General features: G+C 47.7%; 3 protein-coding genes. 1 reads left to right on the top strand and 2 read right to left on the bottom strand.

All coding sequences use genetic code 11. The features are described 5' to 3' along the window. Positions 1 to 234 (top strand): hypothetical protein (locus HMPREF3140_RS29110; RefSeq protein ID WP_217628962.1); only part of this gene is annotated, 234 nt, incomplete at its 5' end. A gap of 205 nt (positions 235 to 439) precedes the next feature. Here HMPREF3140_RS29110 and HMPREF3140_RS09405 read toward each other — a convergent pair. Both HMPREF3140_RS09405 and HMPREF3140_RS09400 read right to left on the bottom strand, forming a co-directional pair. Next, positions 440 to 721, bottom strand: coding sequence for a helix-turn-helix domain-containing protein (locus HMPREF3140_RS09405; protein ID WP_000780222.1), 282 nt, complete (start codon positions 719 to 721; stop codon positions 440 to 442). Continuing rightward, positions 702 to 1,031 (bottom strand): type II toxin-antitoxin system RelE/ParE family toxin, encoded by a 330-nt coding sequence (locus HMPREF3140_RS09400; RefSeq protein WP_070552948.1) that lies wholly within the window; start codon positions 1,029 to 1,031, stop codon positions 702 to 704. Before HMPREF3140_RS09400 ends, HMPREF3140_RS09405 begins: the two co-directional genes overlap by 20 nt. Positions 1,032 to 1,193 lie beyond the last annotated feature (162 nt).

Raw genomic sequence — 1,193 nt, 5'->3', positions numbered from 1 at the left:
TCATATCAGGAACTTGTTCGCACCTTCCCTAACTTTGCAACAGTGCCTGTAATATCTGGCGTATTTATACTGCCGCAGCCTTGGACAGTTCGTGGTTTACGTAACCGGTATTGTTCCCACGTTTCGAGCTTTCCAGAACGACCTTCAACCCTCACCATCGGCCCTGCCAATGACAAGTTTGCCCACAAGGCAGTCTCGGAGATTCTTTTCGACCCATCAGCAACTTATGCCTAAGTCACCGGCGGCTTGCCTGCCACACATTGAACATTACAGACCAATTAGCACTTTGTCACCGGGGAAAGATGTAAAGATTATGTATAAATAGATTGGCTTAGAAGTGACATTTCAACTTTGGAGAAACAGGTGACATTTTAAACTTGCTTTAACAAAATTTTGGGACTGACCGAAACAAAAAGGCCAGCCCCGGAGGGCTGGCTATTCAGTACAGGGCAATGACAGGTTTCTTGATGCCGCAGGCGTGAGCGTAGCGGGTCAGTGTGTCGATGCTGGCTTTGGTGATGTTGTTTTCCAGGCGAGAAATAACCGGAGGTGTAACCCCCATGCGTTCAGCAACCTGCGCTTTTGTCAGGTTGTCATGCTTGCGCCATTCAGCAAGCAGCTCCCTGAGCTTTTCCTTACGTTCTTCTTCCTGCCATGCAGCGCGATATTCATCGTCCTGCATCCACTCGTTATGCAGTTCTTTATGGCTTACCAGTTTCATTAAGTACCTCCGCTAACCGCTTTTTGGCGAGATCGATTTCTTTCGCTGGCGTTTTCTGTGACTTCTTGATGAAAACACGGAGCATGATGATGGTATTGCCTTTGTGGTATACCCAGATTCCCCTGGCTATGTCCGTCCCCATCGTGCGGATCTCAAAAAGTCCATCGCCCAGGGGCTTCGTGTCCGGCTCCCGCAGTAATCGGGCGTCATACTCCAGTTTGCCGATGAGACGGTCAAACTTCACCCTGATTTCTACGGGTAATGCTGTGGCTTCTTCCCTGGCTTCCGGGTGATAAACAACGCTAAACATGTGACCTCCCATTTCTATTAATATTAACCTATAGGCTAATTTCAGACAAGGTAGAATTAACCTATAAGCTAATTTTGTTGGCAGTTATCGTGGCTACCCGGTCACTACCCTGTTAGGGGTCAGTTTGGAGATCGGAAATTTTTGTACGTTAAGCGCATTATT

This window comes from Klebsiella sp. HMSC16A12, from assembly GCF_001808265.1.
Lineage (GTDB): Bacteria > Pseudomonadota > Gammaproteobacteria > Enterobacterales > Enterobacteriaceae > Klebsiella > Klebsiella pneumoniae.
This window is presented reverse-complemented; position numbering and strand designations above follow the sequence as displayed.

What these genes read in the sequence shown, in the direction of transcription:
- HMPREF3140_RS09400 (WP_070552948.1), bottom strand. Translation starts at nt 1,031, where the DNA reads ATGTTTAGCGTTGTTTATCACCCGGAAGCCAGGGAAGAAGCCACAGCA.
- HMPREF3140_RS09405 (WP_000780222.1), bottom strand. Translation starts at nt 721, where the DNA reads ATGAAACTGGTAAGCCATAAAGAACTGCATAACGAGTGGATGCAGGAC.